This is a genomic window from Chitinophaga vietnamensis (assembly GCF_902167635.1).
Taxonomy (GTDB): Bacteria; Bacteroidota; Bacteroidia; order Chitinophagales; family Chitinophagaceae; genus Chitinophaga; species Chitinophaga vietnamensis.
The window spans coordinates 280,739-300,456 of record NZ_CABHMS010000005.1 but is presented as its reverse complement, the minus strand read 5'-3'; the positions used below and the strand labels follow the sequence as shown (position 1 = coordinate 300,456).

Here is a 19,718-nt window from a genome sequence, read left to right as displayed (position 1 = left end):
CGATTATTCTGAGATAGTACTTCTCTGCGCCACTGAGAAGTACTGATTTTTTAAGTATTTTAGCGCTTACTGTGCTTCATGGGCTAAAATATTAAATTACGATGAATCTGCCGCTCTTTATTGCCAGGCGTATTGCTTTCAACAAGGCGTCTACATTTTCGAAATTCATTATCAACATCGCCATCGCTGCCACAGCGATCAGCGTTGCGGTAATGATACTGGCAACAGGATTGGTGAACGGATTTCAGGAGGTGATACAAGAGAAGATCTTCAGCTTCTGGGGCCATATTCATGTAAACCAGTACCAGCCCAATGCCGGCCCCCTCACAGAAGAAGTGCCCTTCGATACCGACAGCACCGTGATCCGAAAAATATTGCAATTGCCGCAGGTCAGGTCTGTGAATAACTATGCCACCAAATCCGCGATACTCAAGGCCGAAAAGGAAATAGACGGCGTACTTTTCAAAGGCGTGGACAGGCACTACGACTGGCCACGGCTGCAGCAGTTCATGCAGGCAGGCCATGCTTTGCAATACAACGACAGCACCTATTCCCAGGAGATCATGATATCAGCCGCAATGGCCAAAGAACTGCTACTGAAAGTGAATGATAAAGTGATCATCTATTTCATACAGGGCGGCGGCCAGCCCCCCCGCGCCCGCAAACTTACCGTGGGCGGCATTTTCAAAACAGGCATTGAAGAATATGATAAAACCTATGTGATCGGCGATCTCAACCTCGTTCGCAAACTCAACGACTGGGCGCCCAACGAAGTAGGCGGCTATGAGATCAACCTCAGAGACTACCGCCAGATGGATGCTGTAGCCAACCAGATCGATAATAACATGCTGCCGGAAAAACTATTCACCCGCACCATCCGCGATATCTATCCCAACATCTTCGACTGGCTTCAGCTACAGAATAAAAATGAAGTGATCATCATCGTGATCATGATCATTGTTGCCATCATCAATATGATAACGGCCATCCTCATCCTCATACTCGAACGTACTAACATGGTTGGTATCCTCAAGGCGCTCGGTATGAAGAACTGGCGTATACAGGAAGTATTCATTGCACAAGCCGGATACATTGTACTGATGGGCGTTTTCATCGGCGACGTTTTTGGCCTCGGCCTCTCCTGGTTGCAACAGGCCACCGGTTTTTTTAAATTACCGGAAGAATCTTACTATATGTCCGTGGCAGCGATTTCCCTCAACTGGATCGAGGTATTGCTGATCAATCTCGGCACCTTCCTGATCTGTATCCTGGTACTCCTGCTGCCATCGTTCATCATCTCCCGGATCACACCGGTAAAAGCTATTCAGTTTAAATAATTACTACTTCGAGCGTCTCACAAAATCGCGGAGGTAGCTGCATTGGCCGTATACTTCCTGGTAAAGCCGCGTGTCTTTATAATTGGCCACCAGCACCGGGAAATAACGGTTACGCACCAACGCGCCATAGTATTTCTTGTCATCATTGTTCGGCGGCGTATGTTTCTGCGAACAACGGGCCGCCATGAAAAAGCAGCGTGCCCGGAATTCCTTATCCGTAGCGGCTTGCGCAGCCTTGAGATAATAAGCCTCCGCATTGTAGCAACCGAAATATTGCTTGTCTGCAGGAATAGAATCTTTCGCGGTCGTGTACCAATAACCCGAAGGACGGAAACTTCTCATGAAATGCCAGGTTTTCCCGTAATAGGAAATATTGAATAACGCGGTCGCATAATCGTAGTACGCGCGTGCATCTTTCGGCGCTGTTTTCATGCGCTCCTGCAATTGCAGCATCTGGTTACAGAACTGAAGCTGGGTAATGCTTTTCGGGTGTTTTGCATCAGCGGTATCCTCTCCGAAATCCTGTAGCTGGTCCTGGAATACCTGGTAGGTAACGAGCTGTTGTTTGGCGGGTACTTTCTTCAACCAGCTCTGTGCATTTTTAAAATCATGCAGGCGTACATAGCTCACGCCGATGGCCTGATCTATGTTCAGGGCTTTCGGGAAGAAGCTGCTGAGATAAGCCTCGTACGGCGTTTTAGCTGCCTGATGCAGGAAGCTGTTGAGCTTTTGCAGTTGATCGGGCGTCATGTCATTGGTAACCAGGTCCACTACACTGGAGCCGGAAACGCCCCAGGTATTCATGTTCAGCGAATCGCAGCGGCCAGTAACCAGGGCTTCTTTTACAAAGTCGCCCTGCCTTTTGTAGACTGGCGCCAATACCGCGAACAAGAGGTTGCGATAGGCTTTATTGAAGAAATATTCTTTATCGTTTCCATAAGCCCAGATGTTGTTAGGCTTATGCGCCGTTTTTGTATCGAGCCATTTAAAAGAAGCCAGCAGCTTGTTTTCGAAGGCGCTATCAATTTTTTTCTGTTGATTGATATTGACCAGCAGGTTGATGATCTCCCATTGGTCTTTTACGTTGGGGTCTTTCACCTTAGCATTGTCGAGCCTCGACCGGGCGCCGGGAAGATCGCGCAGCATCACAGAGAGATAGGCCGATGCAACGCGCCACAGGTCCGGATCGCTGACTTTTCCTTTATCGGCAATGCTATCCACATAATGCTGCAATTGTTTCGTATAGCCTTTATAGTTAAAGGTCTCAGAGCTATAGTAGTTGTATACCCAGGCGTTGCTGTCGAGCGAATGCAGGAGATCGGGACCGAAGTTGCCATCTTCCAGTTTATTGATCTCTCTCACCAATAAAGTATTAAGTGCAGGAGAAGAGGGATCGAACTGGTATACATTGCGCAGGGGCGCGAGACTGGGAGAGGCATACGCCACGCCGAAAATGGCTGCCACATTGGCTTTCTCGCGATTGTTGGCGCAGAGCGCATATACCTGTTCCGCTTTGGTATTGGTCCACATCAGGCTGGTGAATGCAGGGATGCGCATCGACGGCGCTTTGTCGAACACACGGGAGAAAAGGTAGGCGCTTTGCACCGTATCCTTGTAACGTAGCAGGGCGCCGGCTTTCAGCGAGAGCGATTTGTAATACATCAGCGAGTTGGTTTCTTTCTTGCCGAAATATTGATCGAACTCATTCATCGCATCCTGGTAGAGGTGGCGGAAATGAGTAAGCCGGATCAGCTGAAAGGCGTATCGGTCGCGGATTTCGCGGCTCTTTGTTTTTTCGCGGAGTTGCAGGCCTTCGGCGTGCAGCAATGCCATGATGCTGTCGTTGGCGGGCGCTGGTGTCCAGGCATCCACGTTCACTACCTGTGGCTCACAGTCTTTGGCGAAGAGGAGGTAACGGGCGGCGTCGCTGTTGCGTAGCAGAAAGCGTACGAAGGTATTGCGCTGGGCGCTGTCGGGCAATGTGCCGTTGCCGCCTTTGGCGCTATAGTCGGCCACCTGCGCAATCTGTTCACGACTGAAATGATAGATGTAGCGGTCCACATCTTCTGTCTGCACATTTTTGCCGGCATAAGCTGCCCAGTCGGCAGTATTCACCGTAGCTTCCGCCGGCGTGGGGTCATCGTAAAACGGCAGCATACCGATGTAATAGAAAGGCTCATATCCCGCACCTTTTCCGTAAGGGTTGAAGAAAGAGACGTAATAATCGTAGGGGTCTGGTTCCGGGCCACACGAGAGTGTGTAGATCACATTACCAAACAGCACGGTAAAAAAGCTAATGAAAAAGACGATAAATTTTTTGTAGTTCATCCAGGGGATAATTATGAAGGGTTACTGAATCAAGATGATAGAATATGACCGTCGGATCATGATGTTGCCGTTGCCTGGAAATCATATGGGCAGCGGTTTCCAGCAGTTCCGGGGTGCATCTCTCCCGCCGTATCTCATCGCCGGCCCTTAGTGCAAATCCATTGAAAAGCGTATCCTTTTGCACGCGGTACAGGTACTTTCCGGTGGCGGCAAACAGGGGGCTATGCTGTAGTGCCTTTTCATCCACACTTCTGAGGATACCCGCGTATTGTCCACCGCGGAACAATACGCTCCAGTCGAACAGGGGTAAAGCGATATCCAAAGATAATGGATAATCTGTAACGCGGCTGTCGCCAATATAAGCGGCGAGGGTAGTCTCGTCGAGAATGGAATTATGATCGCCGGGTTTACGGAGATCGCCCATGTTGTAGCACATCAGCAGGCCTTTATCTACCGGCGGAATGCCGCTACGGGAGCGGTATTTCACCTGGTACATGCGGATGGTGGCGGATAATATTTTATGTTGAAGGAAGGGCTGCGCGCGCATGGCCCTGATGAAAGTGAAATACTGATCGCGGGACCCTTGCGTCCAGTCGCAGTCCAGCTGTATCTCGGGAATGGTGGCGGTATGGAGGCTGTCGCAGCAATCCCGGAGCAGGCGCGTTACTTGCTGCGCCAGCGTATAGATAGCCGCGGAGTCCCGTCCAGCCCATATTTCATTCATGAGGAATACCACCGGCACGATGGCCACGCTGTCCGGCAGCGGCGCATTTTTCCTGAAAATGGCCACAGGGGCGGGCTCCCTGGTATTCTTTTCCGGCGCTACGTCGAACATACGGATATAGAGGCGTTTTGCGGGCAGGTCTTTCACATATTGCCGTTCCGTGCTATTGCCCGTCCATACCTGTTTCCAGAAATAGAAGGCGGGTGTTACCTGCCGCGGCGGAGGCGCCTGGCAAGCGAGCAAACAGCATAACAAACAATAAAATAATATACGGGGTGCCATGATCATTTAAATAAGTAAACGGCCACAGATAATGCCGGTGGCGATAGCGGCATTCAGCGATTCGGCGCCGCCCAGGCGCGGAATGGTGATACGGTGTGTGGCCAGCGCAATGGTGCTGTCCAGCAGCCCCCTCCCCTCGTTGCCGATAAGGATGATGCCTTCCGCTAGTTTCCCGAAGCCGGTGATATCATCACCATGCAATGTGGCGGCATAGGAGGGCAATACAGTTTGCCGCAACAGCGAGGGTATATCGTGTTCGGCTATACGAACACGTGCCAGGCTGCCCATCGTAGCTTGTATGGTTTTGGGATTGTACACATCTACACAGTCAGGAGAGCAGATGATCTGCGGGATACCAAACCAGTCGGCTATACGAATAATGGTGCCCATATTGCCGGGGTCCTGGATGGCTTCCAGCGCCAGTGCCACGGCGCCTGCGGGAGGCAGCGCAGTATCGGCGGGAGGCATATCCAGCAAGGCCATCGCCTGGTTGGGGGTTGTGAGAGCAGACAATTGTTTGAGTACGGCGCTATCCACTTCAAATACAGCACCGGCGGGCAGCTTGCTCAGCAAAACGCGATGCAGCTCGATCCATTCCCGGGTGGCATATACCGCTTTCACCGGCATGCCTGCCTGTAACAGCTCCTGCACGATCTTGTCGCCTTCTGCAATATACTGGCTGGATTTTTGACGGTTTTTTTTGTGCTGTAATGATTGAATATATTTAATTTGCGCCTTTGACAACATGGGGCCAAACCTACACGATTTCTTTTAATCGGCCAAGAACAGGCAGGGTTACCAGTTACTACAGCTTTTTCCATTATCAAATATTAACAACGTTTGCCCGTGATGCAGCCGCCAAAAAATTCAAGGACATACCTGCTGAAACATTTGCTGATATTGGCCGTACTGCTGGCACTGGGCGCCTGTTCCAATACCAAATACCTGCAAAAAGACCAGCAGCTCTACATCAGCAGCAAGATAGATGTGAAGGGAGATATCCTTACTTCGGAAAAGCAAGACATCCGCAGCGCCCTTTCATCCAGGTCGCTGATGACGCAACAACCCAATAAAAAGCTGCTCAACACCCGCATCAAAGTATGGCTCTACAACCAGAAGTATAACGAAAAAAAATCCAACTGGTTCTGGAACATCGTGCTCGCCAAACGGAATCTCGAAGAGCCCGTGATCTATGATTCTTCCAAAACAAAGGAATCAGTGGATCATATGACCAGCTACCTGCATAACCAGGGCTTCTTCTACGCCACCGTTGAAGCAGATGATGCCACCAAAGGCCGCAAAACCAGCGTCACCTATCATGTGAATACCGGCAGGAACTTCGTGATCGACAAGATCACCTACAACGTCGCCGATTCCGCCATCCTCGCGGTAGTGAAGGGCAGCGAAAATCTCTCCCTCATACAAAAAGGCGTGGCCTTCAAATCCTCCACCCTCTCCAGCGAACGTGAACGGCTCACCCGCATCATCAAAGATGCCGGCTACTATAAATTTAACCGCGATGCCATAGAATTCAGCGTGGATACGCTTAACAAGGCGCTCTTCAAAAACCCGCTCAACCCCTTCGAAGGATTTGTAAATATCTTCAACGAAAATAAAGGGAGAGAAAAACCCACCATGGATGTGGAAGTGATCATCAAAAATCCAGAAGATTCCGCCTTCCGGAACTGGCACAAATACTATATCAACCGCATCTATGCCTATCCTGATTTCCCCATCAATGGTGACCCGAACGATAGCTCCTTTCACCAGGAAGTAAGAAAATATATCACCATCCGCGAACACCAGGAAATACTGCGGCCCAAGATCCTCTCCAAATCAATCCTGTTGCGGCCCGGCGAAGTATACTCCCAGCAACAGTATAACAATGCTATCAACAAACTATACGACCTCGGCATATGGCAGTTTGTGACAGTACAATATAAAGAGACGAAAGATACCAACACCCTCGATGCTTACGCATTCCTTACCCCGCGCAAGAAACAGGAGATCGGCGCCAACTTCGAATTGAGCAACAGTACCGATTACCTGCTGGGAAGCGGCATCAGTCTCAACTACCGGCATATCAACCTGAACAGGACTGCCACACAATTTGGCGTGAGCCTCAACACCGGCATTGAGCTGATCCGCAATGCCAACAATCAGTGGGTGCTGCAATCAAAAGAATTTGGCGGCGAGGTAAGCCTTACCTGGCCTCGCTTTGCGCTGCCTTTCCATATCCGGCAATCGAACCGCTCCAACGTAAAAACGCGCCTCACACTGGGCGCTAACTATTTATCCCGCGTGGATAAATTCGATATCAAAAGCATCAACGCCTCCTATGGCTACGACTGGAATTCCAGCGCCTATCGCCGATGGATCGTAAGGCCCTTCACCCTCAACTATGTTGGCGTGAATCTCAATCCCGGCTTCCAGGATTCTATCGTAAACCCCAACCCTTACCTGAAGCGGAGTTTCGAGCCTGCGCTCATCGGCGGGGAAAATGTTTCTTACATCTATAGTAATAATGATGTGCTGCATCAGCGGCGTTATACCTACTTCCGCGTGAATGTGGAGGAATCAGGGCTGTGGCTCAATGGTATCAACAGTTTGGTGAATGCCGCCACCAGCAAGAAAAAGGACCTGGAAACCATCACCGGTGTCAGCATCTCCAATTTCGTAAAACTGGAACTCGATTACCGCCACTACTGGAAGTTCGGTATCCACAGCACCCTTGCTACAAGGGCATATGCGGGCATCGGTATCCCCTACAGTTATTCACAGGTATTGCCTTATGTGCGCCAGTTCACTTCCGGCGGGCCTAACAGCATCCGTGCATGGCGCCTGCGCACCCTCGGCCCCGGCATCTATAAAGACAGTTCCGCCAACGCCACGATATTCCCCGATCAAACCGGCGATATGAAACTCGAAGGCAACGTGGAATACCGCTTTGATCTGCTCCGCATGTTCGGCGGCAGCATCAACCTCAAAGGCGCTACCTTCCTCGATGTAGGTAATATCTGGATGATCAAGCCCGATTCCACCAGGCCCGGCTCTGAATTCAAGTTCAACCAACTGTATCATGATCTCGCCATGGGCACCGGCCTTGGCCTCCGCCTCGATTTCGAGTTCTTCCTCATCCGCCTCGATTGGGGCATACCATTGAAAGTACCTTATTTCACCGGCAACAAAAATGGCTGGTACCTGGGCCAGTGGAGTCTTGGCGACAGCCAATGGCGCAGGAACAATATTATCTGGAACGTGGCTATTGGTTATCCTTTTTAGGAACGGAATGCGCGGCGATGAAAGCCTCCATGTCCTCGGCATCTTCCAGCCTGAAGTCGCCGATACGGGTGCGGCATAAACTGCTCATATAAGCGCCACAGCCAAGGGCTGCGCCGTAATCATTGGCTAAAGAACGTATATACGTTCCCGTGCTGCATACCACCCGGAAATGCACCACCGGCATCTCTACCTTCGTGATCTCAAATTCGGAGATGGTTACTTTGCGCGGTTCTACCTTCACTTCCACCCCTTTCCTGGCGAGATGATAGATAGGTTTACCATTCTGTTTGATGGCAGAGTGAATGGGCGGCAACTGCATGATCTCACCGATAAAGCCCAGGGTAGCGGCTTTCAGCGCAGCGTCGTCAATGCCGCTGGTATCTTTGAAATGCTGGGGTTCAGATTCCAGGTCGAATGTAGGCGTAGTGGCGCCTAGTGTGAAGGTGCCGGTATATTCTTTTTCCTGTGCCTGGTATTCGTTAATCTTTTTGGTCATTTTTCCGGTACAGCAGATGAGCAGGCCCGTTGCCAGCGGGTCGAGCGTGCCCGCATGACCTACTTTGGCTTTGGTGGTGTTCCTGATCTTGCGTACTACGTCAAAGGAAGTCCACGTCAGTGGCTTGTTGATCAATATCACAGCGCCTTCCTGGTAAATATTCTTTTCTTCGGTTTGCATGCCGCAAAGATAGCTTTAAGCATTCAGGTTTCAGCAATCCGCTTTTTTTACTATTTTCACGGAATTTTCAAAACATGTCGTTACAACATCATACAGACGCAACATTACGTTACCAGCAACAGGTAGATAACTCGCGCGACTATGTGCTGCCCTTTATTCAACAGGAGTTCCCACAGCTGGAAGGCCTGCATGTAATGGAGGTTGGCTGTGGTGAAGGCGGCGTGCTCACTCCCATGCTGGAACAAGGCTGCCGCTGCGTAGGTGTGGACCTTGTACCGGAACGCATTGCCCTGGCAAATGGTTTCCTCGGCAAATATGTGAGCAATGGCCAGCTGAAACTGATCGCGAAGAACATTTATGATGTTGACTTTTTAGGAGCGTTCCGCAACGCTTTCGATCTGATCATCCTCAAAGATGCTATCGAGCATATTCCTGACCAGGAGAAGATCATCGGCCACCTGAAGCAGCTGCTCAGCCCGCGCGGCCAGATATATTTCGGATTTCCACCCTGGTACATGCCGCACGGCGGCCACCAGCAGATATGCCAGAACAAATTTCTCAGCATGGTGCCTTATATCCACCTGCTGCCGGCGCCGCTCTATAAAGGGCTTGCAAAGATGTTCGGAGAAAAGGATGATACCATCCAGGAACTGCTGGATGTGAAATCCACGGGTATTTCTATCGAGCGTTTCGAAAAAATCGTTAAACAACAACAATACGATATTACGCAGCGCAGGTTCTATCTCATCAACCCGATCTACAAATATAAATTCGGGGTGAGCGCAAAAGAGCAGTGGGGGCCGATTGCAGCCATTCCATGGTTCCGCGACTTCGTCACCACCTGTGTTTATTACATGATTAAACCACGATAAAAAATAAAGCCCCGCTTGGGGCTTTATTTTTTTATCCTTGGTTCCATATCTCCCAGGCCGCTTCGGCCTGCAATATCAGCATTTCATGACCGTTCTTGACAGTAGCGCCTTTCGCCGCGCCCCTTTGCAGGAACAGCGTTTCCGGCGGGTTATACACCAGGTCATACAGCAAATGTTTTGAAGTGATGTATTCGTAAGGGATGGCTGGCAACTCATCTACATTGGGATACATCCCTACCGGCGATGTATTGATGATGATGGTATGCGCTTCCATATCTGCACGCTGTAATGCGCCATACGCAATTGTTTCCGGGCCATCGCGGCGGCTCACCAGGGTATAGGGGATCGATAATTGTTTCAAGGCATACATCACGGCTTTGGCTGCGCCGCCGGTACCCAGTACCAGCGCTCGCTGGTGATGCGCTTGCAGCAAGGGTTTCAATGAGTTAGTAAACCCAATTACATCCGTATTGAAACCTTTCAGCTGGCCATCTTTAAAGCGGATCGTGTTTACGGCGCCGATTTCCGCAGCAGCATCACTGATGCTATGCAGATAAGGCATCACCACTTGTTTGTAGGGAATGGTAACATTAAGGCCGCATAGTTCCGGTTGCTGCTGTAATAAAGATGGGAAGGTGTTGATATCTGCCAGTGGAAAATTTTCATAACGGCAGCCTGTAATGTGCTCCTGCTCAAACTTCTGAGCAAAATATCCTTTGGAGAAGGAGTGGCTGAGCGGGTAGCCGATAAGGCCGTAGAGTTTCATTTGAGAATTTTTTGATTTTTTGATTTACGGATTTAGGAATTTGTTTAAATCTCTAAATCCGTAAATCAAAAAATTCGAAAATCATTATTCTTTGTCCAGAAACAGATGGAACGTATCGCCTCTGAGGCCTACGCGCATCGCTTCCAGGGAGATTACTTCATGTGGTGCGAGGTTACCGAGGTTGGCATTGCAACCTACCAGCTCCAGGAAGTAGAGCTGCTGGGCTTTCTGGGGCGCTTCCCAGATGATCTTTTCCGCAGGTATCTGTGTGAGGATTTCCTGTACAAGACCTTCGCGTACTTCACCGGTACCGCGATAGATACCCACATTACCGCTTTCGCGCGCCTCTGCGATCACATAGGTGGCGCCGGCATTGAGTTCTGCGCTCATCAGCTCAATCCATTTGTAAGGAGGGATGATGTGCTCTGCGTCTTTGGAGCCCACTTCACTGAGCACCAACCCGATCTTGGAGAGCTTCTCGATATAGCCGCATTTCTCTGCATGCGGAATAGTGATAGAACCATCGGATACTTCCATGTAAGAGATGCCGTAGTCCTGAACCACTTTTACGTATTCATCAAACTGGTTGCGGATGAGGAAGGCTTCAAACAAAGTACCGCCGAAGTATACAGGGATGTTGGCAGCCTGGTACAGTTCAATTTTTTGGCGCAGGTTGGGCGTTACGAAGGAAGTGCCAAAACCCAGCTTAACAATATCCACGTGAGGCGAGGAGGCAGATAAAAAATTTCTTGCTTCTTCCAAACTGAGCCCCTTGTCCATAACCATGGTCAGACCATGTTTGCGAGGCTTCTTTGTCCTTTCCGGGATTTGTGTCAGATTAAAATTCATTTGAAATATTTTTATCTTCTTAATGGTCATTAAAACACCCGCTAATACTGCCAGGCACTTGGGTATAGCTGATTAGCATTTTTTTAACCGGAAATAGTTGGCTTCCGTCCATGACAATGCAAAGCCGGCGCAAAAATAAGAAGTATCCGCTATTTTAAAAGTGTAATTAACATTGCTTAACGCTTACGCCTGTACTGGGCGATCAGGTCAACAACACTCACATGCTGTAAGATGGCGGGGTCCAGCTCCACCAGCTTCTTCAGGATTTTCGGCGCCTGTTGTAACGCTGTTTCCAGGTGCAGCAGCCCTTCCTTTGTTTTCCCCATGGCAATCAGGATGGCGGCACGGTAATACATGAACACGGGTTTGCGGCCCGCCTTTTCTTCAGCAGTGGCCAGCTGCGTCAGCGCTTCTTCCAAAAAGCCCGACACATACAGCCCGCGCAGCAATTCCTGCCAGGCCTGCGCGCTCTTGGGTCGCATACGCACCGCATTCATGAAATGGATCAATGCGTCCTTGTTTTTGCCCATCTCCAGGTAGCATTCTCCCAGGCTCATGTTGTATTCAGTGCTCTGCTTGTTGATCTTCAGGGCGCTGAGCAAGGACTTGGCCGCATTTTCCCAGTTGGCCTCCATCATATAGGCCACGGCTATTTTATAGTACAGCTTATCATCGTTCGGGCTAAGGTGGGAAGCCTTCCGATAATAATAACGCGCTTGGGTAAACTTGCGCTGACGCTCATAACAATGTCCGATCGCTTCATAGATCACATCTTCAGGCTTGGCAATCTCCAGGTGCTTCTGCAACACTTCTATCGCTTCGGCGTACTTACGCAAACGGATATACGCATCTCCCATATTACGGTAGGCGTAATCAAATTTCTCGTCGATCGCCACCGCATACTGGTAAGCATCGATCGATTTCTCATACAGCTTCAGGCCCTGGTAGGCGGTGCCCAGATTGAACCAGGCCAGGTGATTGTACGGAAACTCATCTATGATCTGCGTATGCAGGCGGATGCTCTCCTCATTCCGGCCGGTAAACTCCGTCCAGAAACAGATCTTGTGGAGCGCTTCCTCATTGTTAGGATCGTGTTCCAGCGCCATCTTCAGGCAATCGAATACCTTCTCGAACTCCTCCCAGTCGTCATACACATCTGCCAGTTCCAGCAACAACTCGGTGCGGTCTTCCCCATCAAACTGATCGATCTGCTCTTCCAGCACACGCGCCGCTTTCTGGTGCTGGTTCAGCGCCAGGTAAACGTCGGTTTGCAGGATGTAGAGATTGATATCGTTACTGTCGAGGAGGGCGGCTTTATCAAGCATATCCAGGGCTTCCCGGTACTTCTTGGTTTCTATCAGCAAGTTGGCTTTCTTCAGTAGTAGTGCGGCGGAGTAGGGAAATTGTTCGATGGCTATTTCTGCAGCCTGTAAGGCGATCGGCATTTCATCATGCTCGTCATAATAATCGATGATCTGCTCAAATGAGTCTTCGTCCAGAAAAGAATGAGACTTACCAGCCCTTAAGTTTTCAAACTGCTGCAACAAGTCTCTCAGATCATCAAAATCCTCGTTTAAAAATGAAAAGTCTTTACTCATTAGTGTAAATATAAGCAATTTCCATATCCCCAAGTAATCCCCTCTGTTAACCGTTTATAAATTTTTTAACATTTCTTTAGGTTTTCTTCGTATCTTGCGTTAAGAATATGTTATAGAATACATCAAAAAGTTTGTACATTTGTGATACAATGAAAACGAGACCCTTCATATTAAAAACTTTTTCATTGTCTTGCATGTTGGCGGGCGTTATGGCGCTGCTGGCTATCAAAGCGCAGGCAAACAGTAATCTTTTGCCCACCGATAATAAAGACAAGGTGAAAAAAACGGACAATACCCACTTTGTTCTCAATACTTCCATGCCTAAAGCTAATCTCGGCCTGGATGCCGGCTATCGTTATACCGGCGCTTTCTCTTCTGACTTCAAGTTTACCAATAACAACACCGTAAACTTCAAATCAGTAATGACTTATACCAAAGGTAACGTTACCTACGTAGTACCTTACAATGTACAGGTACCGCAACAGCCTGGAAATATGAACTTCCAGCGCCTGCAGATCATTCTGCCACTTAAGAAAGGATAATTACGTTTCTTCAAGTACAATACAAGCCGGTCAAAGAGTTTCACAGCTTTTTGACCGGTTTTTTTATATAGAAATATAAGCTCCACTCATAAAAAGGTCCCGCACCTGCTGGTGTGGGACCTTGCTATTTTTCTGTAGATCATTACATGTTTTTCAGCTCCTGCTGGCTCACTTCCTTATAGCCCGATTTTGGTACATCAAAGTAAGATGCCGGGATAGGGAACAACTCTACCTTCGTAGCAATCACCTTGATCTTGGCGCCCGTTTTAGTTGGAATCTCGAACTGCAAGGCAATTCCCTTCAGGTTCATGAAACGGTGGTTATAGAGCTTGTTTTCAGGTATCAGATCAGGTGCATAATACACGTCAATGGTTTTACCATCCACAGTAGCAGTGGCCTTACGGCAGGTATAACCCGCGATCTGCTTGGTTTCCCCATCTTCCTTGAACTGGATGTTCTCGTATTGCTTCAGGTCTTTCTCGTATTGCTCCTTGCTGATGCGGATCAGGTATTTGTTCCCGTGCTGGTCGATGAGCGTGGTCATTGTTTCATCCTTGCTGTTCATCAGGTAGGTATAGTTCACAATGTTCAGGTTCATATCGATACGGCTCAGGTGTCCGCGCATGTACTGGGTAAGGGTGCTGTTTTCCAGCATGGCATCCATTTGCAGCTGCTCTGGCGGCAATTCCATCTTATAGGTGATTTTGGCGTCAGAAACGGTACGCTGAGCCAGCAGCGCGCCGGAGATCCACAGGCATAAAAATGTTAAAAACAACCGGTGTGACATATTGTGTGGTGTTAGTGATTGGTATACTGATATTTCAGTTACCAGATAAGCTTCTCTTTATTCAGAAAGGCCGCGATACCACGCTTGCAATCGCTGTGCCCCCGGGTGGCGGCATTCAGTTCCGCAGCGTGCGTGAGGCCTTCTTCCAATGTAAGGTCCAACACTGTGCCAATCAATTGCTTGGTTACTTTGAGTGAGTGGCCGGATGCTTCCGTACACAAGCTGGCAGCCACTTTCGCCACCTGCTGCCGGATATCTGCGGCCGGTACTACCGCCGTGATGAGACCATCCTGCGCCGCCTTCTCTGCACTCACTAACTTACCGGTGAGCAACAATTCGCGGGAGCGGCCCTCTCCTATCTTGCGCACCAGGAAAACCGCTACCAGCGCAGGAATAAAGCCGATCTTCACTTCTGTATATCCCAACATGGCCTCGGGTACGGCATAACTCAGGTCGCAAAGGGTGACCAATCCGCAGCCGCCCGCTACCGCGTGGCCTTCTACCTGGCCGATCACGATCTTGTCCAGCTCATAAATCTCGCGGAACAAAGCCATCAATTCCCTGGAATCAGCAAGGTTTTCTTCATAAGTGTTCTTTTGCAGCTGTTGCAGGTATTCCAGGTCAGCGCCGGCGCAAAAGGCGTCGCCATTGCCTTTAAGCACGATCACCTTTACCTGTTCATTTTCCGCGGCCTGCCGGAAAGCCTGCCGCAACTCCGCTACCAGTAAGCCATTCAGCGCATTCCGCTTTTCAGGGCGGTTCAGCGTGATACTGGCTACGCGATCAGCTACTTCATACAATAAAAACGAAAAAGCCATGCGTCAGATTTTATAGTCCTCAAAATACAAAGGAGCAAAGCACACAAAAGATCGAAACATCCCGTTGTGTACTGCGCTCCAATGTAAGAAAAAAAAGATTATCCGATATCAGGCCGTACCTCACGGTACCGGCTATACGCTGTTACTTTGTGATCTCTTCAATCACCTTACCTACTGTGCCGCTTGGCATCTGGATATGCAGCAGCGCGGCCAGGGTGGGTGAAATATCGGTCATACCCACTGTACGGTTGGTTTTGCCGGGATGAATGCCCCAGCCCATCCATACCAGCGGAATATGCGCATCGTAAGGATACCACAAACCGTGTGTGGTACCGGTTTTCCCGCCTTCAATATAACCTGGCGCCAGTATCACCTGGATATCGCCGCTGCGTTTGGCATTATAACCATTGGTGAGCATTTTATGCATCACTTCCGTCAGTGGCGTATTGCTCAGCTGTTTCAGCGGGAAAGCATTCGCGATAGCGGGCGATTTCGTTACCTGGTCGATGATGAACTGGGTGATCTCTGCTTCATTTTTACCAGCAGTTGCAATAGCGGCATGGTCCAGCCAGAACTGGTAGTTGTCTGCCGCGCTGATAGCGCCTTTCACGCCAAATTTATCAGCGATCTGCTTGTTGATATCTTTCATCGCGCCGTTATCATCCCATACGCCGCCGGGCAGTTTATTTTCTTCCATAAAGCCCGGAACATGCGCTACGCCATGGTCTGCAGTGATAAAGAATACATACTGGCCTTTACCCACTTTTGCATCGAGGTACTGGAACAAGGTGGCCAGGTCCTGATCGAGGCGCAGGTAAGTATCTTCAATCTCCACTGAATTAGGACCGAACTGATGGCCTACATAATCCGTGGAAGACAGGCTGATAGCGAGGAAATCCGTTACGTTGCCTTTACCCAGGTTATAGGCTTCCAGCGCTTTCTTCGCAAATTCCAGGGTCATGGTATTGCCGAAGGGAGAAGCGGAGATCAGGCTGTTGGCTTGTGCAGACAGGTCATGCGGGAAAGACGTGTTGCTGGCGTTTTTATACTTGCCTTCATAAGGTTTTTCATCAGCGGTGCTGAGTGTATAGGTAGCCGCAGGATACAGCGTGGTCCAGGGTTTGGAGAGATATTGCTGCGGCCATTTTTCGTTATTGAAAGTTTGCGCCCATGCTGGCAGCTCATTCATGTAGTAAGTGCTGGTTACCCAGTTGCCGGTAGTGCCATCATACCAGAAAGCGGCATTGGCGCTGTGGCCGGCCGGCAGGATAGCGCCGCGGTCTTTGATCGCCACACCGATTACTTTGCTCTGGAAATTATTGGAGAGGCGCAATTCATCGCCGATGGTGGTCACCAGCATATTGCGCGGGCTCATTTTACCAGCGGCGGAGCTGCTGCCAACGGTGTTCATTGTAGTATCTTCCGTGCAATACACTTTGCGGCCCAATGCAGGACTATACCAGGTATTGCCGATGATGCCATGCACGGCAGGCACAGAGCCGGTGTACACGCAGGTGTGGCCACAAGCTGTGATGGTAGGGGTATAGTTGATCAGGGTATTTTCGCAGGAGAATCCTTCCTGTAACAATCTTTTGAAACCACCAGCGCCATAGCGGCTGTTGTAGCGGTACAGGTAATCCCAACGCATCTGGTCCACTACCACGCCCACTACCAGTTTGGGCCGGGCAGCAGTTTTAGCACTTGTTTTAGCAGCTGCGGCATGATTGAAAGGCTTTGGCGACGTGGCCTTCTGTGCCCAAACAGCCGTACTTACGAGGAGCAAGGCCGCTGTTAAAAGGTTGTTCCGTTTCATCAGATTGTAATAATTTTTAAAGGATTTAAGATGACGGGCTCATTGGCCCGGATATTTCATAGCTGTCGTAATTTTGAAAAGATGGAGGCAAATGTAAACCAAGTTTACAAAAAGTAATATTTTAATACCTTTGTGGCCATTTTAATTGAAAGCAATTAACCATTACATAATATAGCATATGGATATTTTCGAAAAACTGCTGAAACACATGGGCCCCATCGGGGAACATTCAGACAGAGCCCATGGCTATTTCGCATTCCCTAAACTGGAAGGAGAAATAGGCCCCCGTATGAAATTCCGGGGCAAAGAGAAAATTGTATGGAGCCTGAACAACTACCTGGGCCTCGCCAACCACCCGGAAGTTCGCGCCACGGACGCACAGGCCGCTGCTGAATTTGGTCTCGCCGCCCCCATGGGCGCGCGCATGATGACTGGTAACACCAACTACCACGAGCAGCTGGAAAAGGAACTTTCCGATTACATGGGTAAAGAAGATACCACGCTGGTAAACTACGGCTACCAGGGCTTTATGAGCGCCATCGATGCCATATGCAACCGTAGAGATGTAATTGTTTACGACGCAGAAGCGCATGCCTGCCTGATCGACGGCTTACGCCTCCACCAGGGCCATCGCTATGTGTTCAAGCATAACGATATCGAAGACCTGGAAAAACAGCTGAAACGTGCGGTAGAAATGATCAAAACCACCAATGGCGGTATCCTCGTGATCACGGAAGGGGTGTTTGGTATGGCCGGCGACCAGGGTAAACTGAAAGAGATCGCTGCTTTGAAAGATAAATACGAATTCCGCCTGATGGTAGACGATGCGCACGGCTTCGGCACCATGGGTAAAACCGGCGCTGGTACCGGCGAAGAACAAGGCGTTCAGGACAAGATCGACCTGCTGTTCAACACTTTCGCCAAATCAGGCGCTTCTATTGGTGGTTTCATCAGCGGCCAGAAAGCGATCATCAATTACCTGCGCTACAACATGCGCTCCCAGATCTTCGCCAAATCCCTCCCGCTGCCTATCGTAATCGGCCACCTGAAACGTGTGCAGCTGATGCGCAAACACCCGGAACTGAAAGCCAAACTCTGGGAAAATGTGCAGAAACTGCAACAGGGCCTGCGCGACAGAGGCTTCAACATCGGTAAAACCAACTCCCCCGTTACGCCGATCTACCTCGAGGGCGACATTCCGGAAGCTACCGCCATGTGCCTCGATCTCCGCGAAAACTATAACATCTTCTGCTCTATCGTCGTATACCCGGTGATCCCTAAAGGACAGATCATCTTCCGTATCATCCCGACAGCTGCACACAATGATGAAGATATCGAACTTACCCTTCAGGCTTTCAGCGAAACCAAAACCAAACTGGATCAGAAAGTTTACCAGGTAGCTGAAATACCCGTAGTATAAGCAAGCAATATATTTTTAGCAAAAAGCCGCTCTTGTGTGAAGAGCGGCTTTTTTAATATAGTCACCAGGTCACTCCATGCAAAAAGGGCTGATATGTATCAGCCCTTTACAACAAATCGTTCTTTCACTAGGTGTAAGTTCACTTAGTTTTCATTAGGACATGGTAGAACAATTGGTCTTCATAGAATGTGGAATAACCAAGTGATTCCAAATAATTTATATCGATAGTAATTTTCTAAGGTGCAAACGTTTTTGCTTCGTTCTTTTCAAAAGTAGATCAGATTTCGCAGTAATCTATGACACGTATGTGTGATTTTGTTAACGGGTTGTTAAAAACGCAGGACTGATGCAATAAGTCAGCCACACCCCCCAAATACCGCCTTTTTCCGTTTCTGATTGATATTTTTCCTTATTGCGTAAACGTTCCGGCTAAGCTAAGGCTAACTTTGCGGCGGCAACGCGCGCCGCCCGGAAGAATAGCACTTTCGTGCGCCGTCATACTGATAAGGTTAAAAAAACTACAGATTGGACAAACATTGGAGCAAGCAATTATTCTGGATACACCGGATCACGGGCCTCGTGGCCGGTATCATGCTGTTATTGGCCAGTTGCAGCGGCAGCTTGCTTGTTTTCAATGAAGAAATCGACCAGGCGCTCAACGCTCATCTCCACCAGGTAAGGCCCGGCGCCATCCGCAAGCCCATACAGGAACAGCTCAGCAGCGCCAGGCGAGCGCTCCGCGGAGGCCATCCCTACCTGCTGGTAACGAAACTGCCAGAAGCCCCCACTGAAACCACTGTCATCAGAGCGGAATACTCCGTCGAAAACAAAGTATACCTGTTCGTCAATCCCTATACTGCGGAAGTGATCGCGCAACGTGGTAACAAAGATTATTTCATGGGTTGGCTGCTCTACTTCCACTTCTCGCTGCTGGCCGGCAAAACCGGCGCGCAGGTCATGCTTGTTACTGGCATCCTGCTCTTCCTCTCCCTGCTCACCGGTACCTGGATATACCGCAAATCGTTCCGGAAAGTGCTCACCTTCAAAGCGCCGCTGGAATGGCACAAGCGCAAACGCCGCTGGCGTAACCTGCACCGCATCATCGGCGTATGGGCCGTTCTGTTTAATCTGCTCATCGCTTTCACAGGTGTGCTGATGGAATGCAAGATCATTGACGCGCGTAAAAATCCGGCGGCCATTTTCACCGAAGTGCCTGTGAATGCCGATTACGACCGGCTCATGATCAAAGCGGAAAGCCAGATCCCGGGTCTAACGGTAATGGGTATACGGCCGCCAAAGAAAGCCGGCGATCCGGTGAGGTTCCTCGGACATGCCCGCGAGTCGGCCATCTGGGGCGAATATCCATCCGCTGTTTCATTTGATCCCGCCAGCGGCGCCATCGTAAAAACAATAGATTTCAGCAAGGCAACTTTCGGCGATAAATTCAATGCCTGCATCTCTCCCCTTCACTTTGGCAACTATGGCGGCATCCTGGTAAAAATCCTCTATTCACTGTTTGCACTCACCCCCGGCATCCTCTCTGTATCAGGTTTCCTGATATGGTACCGCCGCAAGTTCATTATTAAAACACACCGTAACCCGCTGCCACAGGCAGTTTAAGAAC

General features: G+C 49.6%; 16 protein-coding genes. 6 read left to right on the top strand and 10 right to left on the bottom strand.

The window, feature by feature from the left end; all coding sequences use genetic code 11:
* Positions 1-101: 101 nt before the first annotated feature.
* On the top strand, positions 102-1,337 hold the full coding sequence (locus FPG75_RS15445) for an ABC transporter permease (protein ID WP_143307759.1): 1,236 nt from the start codon (positions 102-104) through the stop codon (positions 1,335-1,337).
* A gap of 3 nt (positions 1,338-1,340) precedes the next feature.
* On the opposite strand, the gene FPG75_RS15440 is transcribed toward FPG75_RS15445, so the two are convergent.
* The 3 genes from FPG75_RS15440 to FPG75_RS15430 are packed head-to-tail and all read right to left on the bottom strand — an operon-like array spanning position 1,341 to position 5,418.
* The gene (locus FPG75_RS15440; protein ID WP_143307758.1) at positions 1,341-3,665 is read right to left on the bottom strand and encodes a hypothetical protein; all 2,325 of its coding nucleotides are present in this window, start codon (positions 3,663-3,665) and stop codon (positions 1,341-1,343) included.
* A complete protein-coding gene (locus FPG75_RS15435; protein ID WP_143307757.1) occupies positions 3,631-4,671 on the bottom strand; it encodes a hypothetical protein in 1,041 nt (346 codons plus the stop codon). The genes FPG75_RS15440 and FPG75_RS15435 overlap by 35 nt, the downstream gene beginning before the upstream one ends.
* Before the next feature lie 6 nt (positions 4,672-4,677).
* On the bottom strand, positions 4,678-5,418 hold the full coding sequence (locus FPG75_RS15430; protein WP_143307756.1) for a TrmH family RNA methyltransferase: 741 nt from the start codon (positions 5,416-5,418) through the stop codon (positions 4,678-4,680).
* A 102-nt stretch (positions 5,419-5,520) separates the two neighbouring features.
* Here FPG75_RS15430 and tamL point away from each other — a divergent pair, with 102 nt between their 5' ends.
* Positions 5,521-7,953, top strand: a complete 2,433-nt coding sequence (tamL, locus tag FPG75_RS15425; RefSeq protein ID WP_161596820.1) for a translocation and assembly module lipoprotein TamL — start codon at positions 5,521-5,523, stop codon at positions 7,951-7,953.
* Here tamL and truB read toward each other — a convergent pair.
* Positions 7,934-8,629 carry a tRNA pseudouridine(55) synthase TruB gene (gene truB, locus FPG75_RS15420; RefSeq protein WP_143307754.1) on the bottom strand — a complete coding sequence of 232 codons (696 nt, stop codon included), beginning with the start codon at positions 8,627-8,629 and terminating at the stop codon, positions 7,934-7,936. The two genes, tamL and truB, sit on opposite strands and share 20 nt — an antisense overlap.
* Before the next feature lie 74 nt (positions 8,630-8,703).
* Here truB and FPG75_RS15415 point away from each other — a divergent pair, with 74 nt between their 5' ends.
* Positions 8,704-9,501: a class I SAM-dependent methyltransferase gene (locus FPG75_RS15415; RefSeq protein WP_143307753.1), complete on the top strand. Its 798-nt coding sequence runs from the start codon at positions 8,704-8,706 to the stop codon at positions 9,499-9,501.
* 31 nt (positions 9,502-9,532) lie between these two features.
* On the opposite strand, the gene FPG75_RS15410 is transcribed toward FPG75_RS15415, so the two are convergent.
* The 3 genes from FPG75_RS15410 to FPG75_RS15400 all read right to left on the bottom strand — a co-directional run bounded on the left by FPG75_RS15410 (position 9,533) and on the right by FPG75_RS15400 (position 12,714).
* Positions 9,533-10,267 carry a shikimate dehydrogenase family protein gene (locus FPG75_RS15410; protein ID WP_143307752.1) on the bottom strand — a complete coding sequence of 245 codons (735 nt, stop codon included), beginning with the start codon at positions 10,265-10,267 and terminating at the stop codon, positions 9,533-9,535.
* Positions 10,268-10,351: 84 nt separating this feature from the next.
* A complete protein-coding gene (locus tag FPG75_RS15405) occupies positions 10,352-11,116 on the bottom strand; it encodes a phosphosulfolactate synthase (protein WP_143307751.1) in 765 nt (254 codons plus the stop codon).
* A gap of 176 nt (positions 11,117-11,292) precedes the next feature.
* Entirely contained in the window at positions 11,293-12,714 is a 1,422-nt protein-coding gene (locus FPG75_RS15400) for a tetratricopeptide repeat protein (protein ID WP_143307750.1), read from the bottom strand.
* A gap of 185 nt (positions 12,715-12,899) precedes the next feature.
* Between FPG75_RS15400 and FPG75_RS15395 the strand changes: the two genes are divergently transcribed.
* Positions 12,900-13,256: a hypothetical protein gene (locus FPG75_RS15395; protein WP_143307749.1), complete on the top strand. Its 357-nt coding sequence runs from the start codon at positions 12,900-12,902 to the stop codon at positions 13,254-13,256.
* A 142-nt stretch (positions 13,257-13,398) separates the two neighbouring features.
* Here the strand turns inward: FPG75_RS15395 and FPG75_RS15390 are convergent, their stop codons facing one another.
* The 3 genes from FPG75_RS15390 to pafA all read right to left on the bottom strand — a co-directional run bounded on the left by FPG75_RS15390 (position 13,399) and on the right by pafA (position 16,674).
* Entirely contained in the window at positions 13,399-14,043 is a 645-nt protein-coding gene (locus FPG75_RS15390; RefSeq protein WP_143307748.1) for a DUF4412 domain-containing protein, read from the bottom strand.
* A 38-nt stretch (positions 14,044-14,081) separates the two neighbouring features.
* Entirely contained in the window at positions 14,082-14,861 is a 780-nt protein-coding gene (locus FPG75_RS15385; protein WP_143307747.1) for an enoyl-CoA hydratase/isomerase family protein, read from the bottom strand.
* A 142-nt stretch (positions 14,862-15,003) separates the two neighbouring features.
* A complete protein-coding gene (gene pafA, locus FPG75_RS15380) occupies positions 15,004-16,674 on the bottom strand; it encodes an alkaline phosphatase PafA (RefSeq protein ID WP_143307746.1) in 1,671 nt (556 codons plus the stop codon).
* A gap of 178 nt (positions 16,675-16,852) precedes the next feature.
* On the opposite strand from pafA, the gene FPG75_RS15375 reads away from it, so the two are divergent.
* Positions 16,853-18,094, top strand: coding sequence for an aminotransferase class I/II-fold pyridoxal phosphate-dependent enzyme (locus FPG75_RS15375; protein ID WP_143307745.1), 1,242 nt, complete (start codon positions 16,853-16,855; stop codon positions 18,092-18,094).
* Between the two features lie 525 nt (positions 18,095-18,619).
* Positions 18,620-19,714 carry a PepSY-associated TM helix domain-containing protein gene (locus tag FPG75_RS15370; RefSeq protein WP_143307744.1) on the top strand — a complete coding sequence of 365 codons (1,095 nt, stop codon included), beginning with the start codon at positions 18,620-18,622 and terminating at the stop codon, positions 19,712-19,714.
* The last annotated feature ends 4 nt before the right edge of the window (positions 19,715-19,718 follow it).

What these genes read in the sequence shown, in the direction of transcription:
- FPG75_RS15445 (WP_143307759.1), top strand. Translation starts at nt 102, where the DNA reads ATGAATCTGCCGCTCTTTATTGCCAGGCGTATTGCTTTCAACAAGGCG.
- FPG75_RS15440 (WP_143307758.1), bottom strand. Translation starts at nt 3,665, where the DNA reads ATGAACTACAAAAAATTTATCGTCTTTTTCATTAGCTTTTTTACCGTG.
- FPG75_RS15435 (WP_143307757.1), bottom strand. Translation starts at nt 4,671, where the DNA reads ATGGCACCCCGTATATTATTTTATTGTTTGTTATGCTGTTTGCTCGCT.
- FPG75_RS15430 (WP_143307756.1), bottom strand. Translation starts at nt 5,418, where the DNA reads ATGTTGTCAAAGGCGCAAATTAAATATATTCAATCATTACAGCACAAA.
- tamL (WP_161596820.1), top strand. Translation starts at nt 5,521, where the DNA reads ATGCAGCCGCCAAAAAATTCAAGGACATACCTGCTGAAACATTTGCTG.
- truB (WP_143307754.1), bottom strand. Translation starts at nt 8,629, where the DNA reads ATGCAAACCGAAGAAAAGAATATTTACCAGGAAGGCGCTGTGATATTG.
- FPG75_RS15415 (WP_143307753.1), top strand. Translation starts at nt 8,704, where the DNA reads ATGTCGTTACAACATCATACAGACGCAACATTACGTTACCAGCAACAG.
- FPG75_RS15410 (WP_143307752.1), bottom strand. Translation starts at nt 10,267, where the DNA reads ATGAAACTCTACGGCCTTATCGGCTACCCGCTCAGCCACTCCTTCTCC.
- FPG75_RS15405 (WP_143307751.1), bottom strand. Translation starts at nt 11,116, where the DNA reads ATGAATTTTAATCTGACACAAATCCCGGAAAGGACAAAGAAGCCTCGC.
- FPG75_RS15400 (WP_143307750.1), bottom strand. Translation starts at nt 12,714, where the DNA reads ATGAGTAAAGACTTTTCATTTTTAAACGAGGATTTTGATGATCTGAGA.
- FPG75_RS15390 (WP_143307748.1), bottom strand. Translation starts at nt 14,043, where the DNA reads ATGTCACACCGGTTGTTTTTAACATTTTTATGCCTGTGGATCTCCGGC.
- FPG75_RS15385 (WP_143307747.1), bottom strand. Translation starts at nt 14,861, where the DNA reads ATGGCTTTTTCGTTTTTATTGTATGAAGTAGCTGATCGCGTAGCCAGT.
- pafA (WP_143307746.1), bottom strand. Translation starts at nt 16,674, where the DNA reads ATGAAACGGAACAACCTTTTAACAGCGGCCTTGCTCCTCGTAAGTACG.
- FPG75_RS15375 (WP_143307745.1), top strand. Translation starts at nt 16,853, where the DNA reads ATGGATATTTTCGAAAAACTGCTGAAACACATGGGCCCCATCGGGGAA.